Consider the following 6768-nt stretch of genomic DNA (forward strand, 5'->3'; position numbering starts at 1 on the left):
ACTTCTGGTTCGCCACCGTCACGCAGTTGATCGCGGCCGAGAGCATCGCCGCGCTCACGCGCGAACTGGCGCTGCAGTCGCAATTGGTGGCACGCGATACCGACCAGTGGCTGCTGCGCATCGAGCGCGAATCGCTCAACCAGCCCTCGAGCCGCGAGAAGCTGATCGCCGCGCTGGCCGCGATCGGCCACGAGGTCAAGCTCGCGATCGAGGTCGGCGGCGTGGTCGACAGCCCGGCCCGCCGCAACAAGGCCGCCGCCGACGAGCGCCAGCGCATCGCCGAGGAGGCGATCCGCAGCGATCCCGAGATCCAGGCCCTGATGCGCGACTTCGACGCGAGGATCGTCCCGGGCTCGCTCAAACCGGCCTGAGCGCAGCGGGCCACGCGCAGCGGCGACAATCGGCCGTGGCCCTTGCGGCGGCGAGGCTTCGCCGCCATCTGCGCTTCCATCTCTTATCCTTCCCCATCCACCCAACCGATCCACAGGACCAACGATGTTCAACAAAGGACAACTGGCCGGCCTCATGAAGCAGGCGCAGGCAATGCAGGACAACCTCAAGAAGGCCCAGGAAGAACTGGCCCACATCGAGGTCGAGGGCGAATCGGGCGCCGGCCTGGTCAAGGTCGTGATGACCTGCAAGCACGACGTCAAGCGCATCACCATCGACCCGAGCCTGCTGGCCGACGACAAGGACATGCTCGAGGACCTCGTGGCCGCCGCCTTCAATGCCGCCGTGCGCAAGGCCGAGGAGACCAGCGAGCAGAAGATGGGCAAGCTGACCGCCGGCATGCCGGGCCTGCCCCCGGGCATGAAGCTGCCGTTCTGATGCCGCTGCGCCACCAAGGCTGACGTGTCCGACGCCGGTTCCCTCGACGCGCTCGTCGATGCGCTGCGCCGCCTGCCGGGCGTGGGCGTCAAGTCGGCCTCGCGCATGGCCTTCCACCTGCTGCAGCACGACCGCGAGGGCGCGCAGCTGCTCGCGCGCGCCCTGCAGCAGGCGGCGGGGCAGGTGCGCCATTGCGAGCGCTGCAACACCTTCACCGAGATGCCGGTGTGCAACGTCTGCCTCGACGTGCGGCGCGACGCGACCAAGCTCTGTGTGGTCGAGACGCCGGCCGACCAGGCCGCGCTCGAACGCACCAACGCCTTCCGCGGCTACTACTTCGTGCTGATGGGCAAGCTCAGCCCGCTCGACGGCATCGGCCCCAAGGACATCGGCCTGCAGAAGCTGTTCGAGCGCGCGCTCGACGGCACCGTGGCCGAGGTGATCCTCGCGACCAACTTCACGGCCGAGGGCGAGGCCACGGCGCACGTCATCGGCGATGCGCTGCGCCAGCGCGGCCTCACGGTCACGCGGCTCGCGCGCGGCGTGCCCGCGGGCAGCGAGCTCGAGTACGTGGACCTCGGCACCATCGCGCACGCGCTGGTCGACCGGCGCTGATCCCGCGGCGGCCACCGCCGCTGCGCGGCGCATCCAAGAGATTCCGGAGACACCCATGACCCTGTCGCTGCTCACCGTTGCCTACTGGTGCGTCTTCATCGCCTGCGGCCTGCCGTACCTCGCGGCCTGGATCGCCAAGGCCGGCGCGTTCCGGCCCAGCGACAACGCGCAGCCGCGCGACTGGGCCGCGAAGCAGGCGGGCTGGCGTGCGCGCGCCAATGCCGCGCAGGCCAACAGCTTCGAAGGCCTGCCGTTCTTCATCGGCGCGGTGCTCATCGCGCACCAGCTCGGCGCCGCGCAGCTGTGGATCGACCGCCTCGCGATCGCCTACGTGCTGCTGCGCGTGGCCTATCTCGCGCTCTACATCAAGGGCATTCCGGCGCTGCGCAGCGCGGTCTGGGCGGCTGCGTTCGTGGTCAACATCGCGATCCTGTTCCTCGCGAAATAGCGCGGTCGAATCCGGCCTTTTTCACTCTGTGAGAGGCCTTCATGCTTACGTGAAAACCCGCACGGGATGACCCCGATGCAGCGACCCTGCGCGCGCCCCTAAGCTCGATTCAGTTTCGACGCATCCCAGAGCCACCCCAAGCCGCCGCAGGCCACGTTCCATGCTTCACCGCCGCACCCTCATCTCCGCCTCGGCCATCGCCGCCGCCACCATCGCGTTGCCGCGGGTGTTTGCGCAGCCGAAGCTGGAGAAAACCAAGATCTCGATCGCGGTCGGCGGCAAGGCGGCGTTCTATTACCTGCCGCTCACCATCTCCGAGCAGCTCGGCTACTTCAAGGCCGAGGGGCTCGACGTCGAGATCTCCGACTTCGCGGGCGGCGCGCGTGCTTTGCAGGCGGTGGTCGGCGGCTCGGCCGACGTGTGCTCGGGTGCCTACGAGCACACCATCAACCTGCAGGCCAAGAACCAGTTCTTCCAGGCCTTCGTGCTGCAGGGCCGCGCGCCGCAGATCGCGATGGGCGTGTCGACCAAGAACATGTCGAGCTATGCCGGCATCGCCGACCTCAAGGGCAAGAAGATCGGCGTCTCGGCGCCGGGCTCGTCGACCAACATGGTGGCCAACCTCGTGCTCTCGCGCGGCGGCCTCAAGGCCAGCGACGTGAGCTACATCGGCGTGGGCGTCGCGGCCGGCGCGCTCACCGCGCTGCGCTCGGGCCAGATCGACGCCATCAGCAACACCGACCCGGTGATGACCATGCTCGAGCAGAAGGGCGACGTGAAGATCATCAGCGACACGCGCACGCTCAAGGGCACGCAGCAGGTGTTCGGCGGGCCGATGCCGGCCGCCTGCCTCTATGCGCCGGTCGACTTCGTGCAGAAGAACCCCAACACCTGCCAGGCGCTGGCCAACGCGATCGTGCACGGCCTCAAGTGGCTGCAGACCGCGGGCCCGGGCGACATCATCAAGACCGTGCCCGAGACCTACCTGCTCGGCGACCGCGCGCTCTACCTCGCCTCGTTCGACAAGGTGCGCGAATCGATCGCGCCCGACGGCATCGTGCCGTCCGAGGGACCCAAGACCGCGCTGGCGGCGATCGCGAGCTTCGACACCTCCGTCAAGGCCGACAAGATCGACCTGGCGAAAACCTACACCAACGATTTCGCACGGCGAGCGAAGGACAGGTTCAAGGCCTGACCTCGATGTCCCGCGACCCGGCTTCGGCCGGGTTTTTTCTGGGGGACGCACTTCGCTCGACATCCAGTTCCGCCATGTCCGACCACGCACTCGAACTCCTCTCGATCAGCTGCATCTTCCATTCGAAGGACGACCCCGGCCAGCGCTACACCGCGGTGGCCGACACCACCTTGCGCGTGCGCGCCGGCGAGTTCGTGTCGGTGGTCGGTCCCACGGGCTGCGGCAAGTCGACCCTGCTCAACATCGGCGCGGGGCTGCTGCAGCCCTCATCCGGCACGGTCAAGGTGTTCGGCCAGCCGCTCGCGGGCATCAACGCGCGCGCGGGCTACATGTTCCAGACCGAGGCGCTGATGCCCTGGCGCAGCGCCATCGACAACGTGATGGTCGGGCTGCAATACCGCGGCGTGCCTGATGCCGAAGCGCGCCGCGAGGCCGAGGCCTGGCTCGCGCGCGTGGGCCTCTCGGGCTTCGGCGACCGCTATCCGCACCAGCTCTCGGGCGGCATGCGCAAGCGCGTGGCGCTGGCGCAGACGCTGGTGCTCGACCCCGACATCATCCTGATGGACGAGCCCTTCAGCGCGCTCGACATCCAGACCCGGCAATTGATGGAGAACGAGGTGCTCGACCTCTGGAGCGCGAAGAAGAAGGCCGTGCTGTTCATCACCCATGACCTCGACGAAGCGATCGCGATGAGCGACCGCGTGGTGGTGCTCTCGGCCGGACCCGCCACCCATCCGATCGGCGAGTTCGAGATCGACCTGCCGCGCCCGCGCGACGTGGCCGAGGTGCGCACCCAGCCGCGCTTCGTCGAGCTGCACACCCAGATCTGGGAGGTGCTGCGCGACGAGGTGCTCAAGGGCTACGCGCAGCAACTGAAGAAGGCCGCATGATGTCGCGCCTGGCCCTCAACGAACGCAACGCGCGCTTCTGGCAGCTGGTGCTGCTGGTCGTGATCCTCGTGGGCTGGCACCTGGCCTCGCGCAACCAGCAGGTGGCCTTCTTCCTCGGCGAGCCGATCCAGGTGGCCGGGCGCATCTGGAGCTGGTTCCTGCCCTTCGAGGTGCCGGCGAACCCGCTGTTCCCCGACGGGCTCAAGGGCAATGCCGACATCTACCTGCACCTGGGCACCACGCTGCTCGAGACCGTGCTGGCCTTCGGCATCGGCACCGTGCTGGGCCTGGGCTGCGGCCTGTGGCTCGCGCTCGCGCCCACCGCGAGCCTGATCCTCGACCCCTACATCAAGGCCGCCAACTCGATGCCGCGCGTGATCCTCGCGCCGATCTTCGCGCTGTGGTTCGGCCTCGGCATCTGGAGCAAGGTGGCGCTGGCGGTCACGCTGGTGTTCTTCATCGTGTTCTTCAACGTCTACCAGGGCGTGCGCGAGGTGAGTCCGGTGGTGCTGGCCAATGCGCGCATGCTGGGCGCCAACCAGCGCCAGCTGCTGCGCACCGTCTACCTGCCGAGCGCCACCAGCTGGGTGTTCTCGAGCCTGCACACCTCCGTGGGCTTGGCCTTCGTGGGCGCGGTGGTGGGCGAGTACCTGGGCTCGGCGCGCGGTGTCGGCTACCTGATCCTGCAGGCCGAGGGCACCTTCGACGTCAACACCGTGTTCGCCGGCATCGTGGTGCTGACGGCCTTCGCGCTCGCGCTCGACGCGCTGGTGGGCCTGATCGAGAAGCGGCTCATGAAGTGGCAGCCGCGCAGCGGCGAGACCGAGAAGCTCTGAACCGCGTGGCGGCCCGAGAACGAACTCGGGTGCGCTCAGGTGTTCTTGCCGTGCGCCTCGGTGTTGACCTGCACCAGCGCGCGGCCCGCGAAGATGCCGCCGGCCATCTCGAGCACCAGGCGCTCCGCGTCGCGCCGCCGCAGCTCGCCGATCACCTCGTCGGCCTCGGTGTCGGAGGCGCCGAGCGCCAGCACGCCCTGGCGGCCGAAGGCCATCGCCGATTCGAAGGTCTCGCGGATCTGAAAGTCGACGTTGAGCTTGCCGATCTCGAGCATGTGCTCGCGGTCGTAGGCGCGCACCAGCAGCTGCGCATGCGGGAACTCGGCCTTGAGCAGCTCGACGATGCGCGTGGTGGCGGCCTTGTCGTTCACGCAGACCATGATGACGCGCGCGCTGTGGGCGCCGGCGGCATGCAGCACGTCGGCGCGCGAGCCGTCGCCGTAGTAGACCTTGAAGCCGAACAGGGCGGCATCGCGGATCACCTGGGTGTCGGTGTCGATGATCGCGATCGAGGCGCCGCGCGCCAGCGCGCCCTGGATCGCGATCTGGCCGAAGCGGCCGAAGCCGATCACCAGCACGTTGCCGACCAGGTCCTCGGCCTTGTCGATGCCGTCCATCGACTCGGCCACGGCCGGCGCGAAGCGGCGGTGCGCGAGCACCACCAGCGGCGTGAGCGCCATCGAGAGCACCACCACCGCCGTCATGTTGGCATTGACCACCGGGCTGATGACGCCCGCGGCGAGCGCCGAGGAGAACAGCACGAAGGCGAACTCGCCGCCCTGGGCCATCAGCACGGCGCGGTCGAGCGCGTCGGCGCGCGAGCTCTTCGCGAGCCGCGCCACCGCGTAGATGCACAGCGACTTCACCACCATCATCGACAGCACGCCAGCCAGGATCAGCTGCCAGTTGCGCGCCACCACCGCGAGGTCGAGCGACATGCCCACGCCGATGAAGAACAGCCCGAGCAGCAGGCCGCGGAAGGGCTCGATGTCGGCCTCGAGCTGGTGGCGGAAGGTGGACTCGGACAGCAGCACGCCCGCGATGAAGGCGCCCATGGCCATCGAAAGGCCACCGAGTTGCATCAGCAGCGCGGCGCCCAGCACCACCAGCAGCGCGGCGGCGGTCATGACCTCGCGCGCCTTCGAGTTGGCGAGCACGCGGAACAGCGGGTTCAAGAGCCAGATGCCGGCGGCCACCAGCGCCGCGAGCGCGGCCAGCGCGATGCCCACGCCGATCCAGCGCGAGCCGGCCTCGACCACGTGCTGCGTGGCGTCGGGCGGCGCGATGAAGGCCACGATGGCCAGCAGCGGCACGATCAGCAGGTCCTCGAACAGCAGCACGGCGACGATCTTCTGGCCGCGCGGCGCCGCGATGTCGCCGCGTTCGCCGAGCAGCTGCATCACGATGGCGGTGGAGGTCAGCACGAAGCCCATCGCGCAGACGAAGGACACGGCGAGCGGGAAGCCGAAGGCCATGCCCACGCCGGTCAGCAGGATGCCGCAGACCACCACCTGCAGGCTGCCGAGGCCGAAGATGTCGCGCCGCATGCTCCACAGGTGCGAGGGCCGCATCTCGAGGCCGATCACGAACAGGAACATCACGACGCCGAGCTCGGCCGTGTGCAGGATGGTCTGGGGATCGGTGAAGAGGCCGAAGCCGAACGGGCCGATGGCCAGCCCCGCGGCCAGGTAGCCCAGCACCGAGCCGAGCCCGATGCGCTTGAACAGGGGCACCGCGACCACCGCGGCACCCAACAGCGTGACGACCTTGACGAGGTCGCCCGCACTTCCTTCCACTGCCATGTCATGGCCCTCCTGATCTCGTTATTCGTGGCCGGCGCCGCGAAAGGTGTTGCGCCGGTCGTGCCACCATCTCGGCGGCTTCCTCAGCGCTTCTTCTTCGAGGGCGTGCCGCCGCGCTTCTCGCGCACCACCTGCTTGCTGGGCGCGCTGGCCG

General features: G+C 68.8%; 8 protein-coding genes. 7 read left to right on the forward strand and 1 reads right to left on the reverse strand.

Going from position 1 to position 6768, the window contains the following annotated elements; genetic code table 11:
• The 7 genes from AC27VN_RS28550 to AC27VN_RS28580 form a co-directional block, all read left to right on the forward strand.
• On the forward strand, positions 1–371 hold a 371-nt coding region (locus tag AC27VN_RS28550), incomplete at its 5' end, for a DNA polymerase III subunit gamma/tau C-terminal domain-containing protein (protein WP_490878721.1).
• A gap of 124 nt (positions 372–495) precedes the next feature.
• Positions 496–828 (forward strand): YbaB/EbfC family nucleoid-associated protein, encoded by a 333-nt coding sequence (locus AC27VN_RS28555; protein ID WP_007836669.1) that lies wholly within the window; start codon positions 496–498, stop codon positions 826–828.
• 24 nt (positions 829–852) lie between these two features.
• Positions 853–1443: a recombination mediator RecR gene (gene recR, locus AC27VN_RS28560; RefSeq protein WP_093341325.1), complete on the forward strand. Its 591-nt coding sequence runs from the start codon at positions 853–855 to the stop codon at positions 1441–1443.
• A gap of 55 nt (positions 1444–1498) precedes the next feature.
• The gene (locus AC27VN_RS28565; RefSeq protein WP_093341327.1) at positions 1499–1891 is read left to right on the forward strand and encodes an MAPEG family protein; all 393 of its coding nucleotides are present in this window, start codon (positions 1499–1501) and stop codon (positions 1889–1891) included.
• A gap of 160 nt (positions 1892–2051) precedes the next feature.
• Positions 2052–3086 carry an ABC transporter substrate-binding protein gene (locus AC27VN_RS28570; protein ID WP_057594211.1) on the forward strand — a complete coding sequence of 345 codons (1035 nt, stop codon included), beginning with the start codon at positions 2052–2054 and terminating at the stop codon, positions 3084–3086.
• A 74-nt stretch (positions 3087–3160) separates the two neighbouring features.
• Positions 3161–3976: an ABC transporter ATP-binding protein gene (locus AC27VN_RS28575; RefSeq protein ID WP_093341331.1), complete on the forward strand. Its 816-nt coding sequence runs from the start codon at positions 3161–3163 to the stop codon at positions 3974–3976.
• Positions 3973–4812, forward strand: a complete 840-nt coding sequence (locus AC27VN_RS28580; RefSeq protein ID WP_057594209.1) for an ABC transporter permease — start codon at positions 3973–3975, stop codon at positions 4810–4812. The genes AC27VN_RS28575 and AC27VN_RS28580 overlap by 4 nt, the downstream gene beginning before the upstream one ends.
• A 35-nt stretch (positions 4813–4847) precedes the next feature.
• On the opposite strand, the gene AC27VN_RS28585 is transcribed toward AC27VN_RS28580, so the two are convergent.
• Positions 4848–6614: a monovalent cation:proton antiporter-2 (CPA2) family protein gene (locus AC27VN_RS28585; RefSeq protein WP_296789186.1), complete on the reverse strand. Its 1767-nt coding sequence runs from the start codon at positions 6612–6614 to the stop codon at positions 4848–4850.
• Positions 6615–6768: the final 154 nt, after the last annotated feature.

The organism is Variovorax sp. 20P10.2.4, from assembly GCF_058244205.1.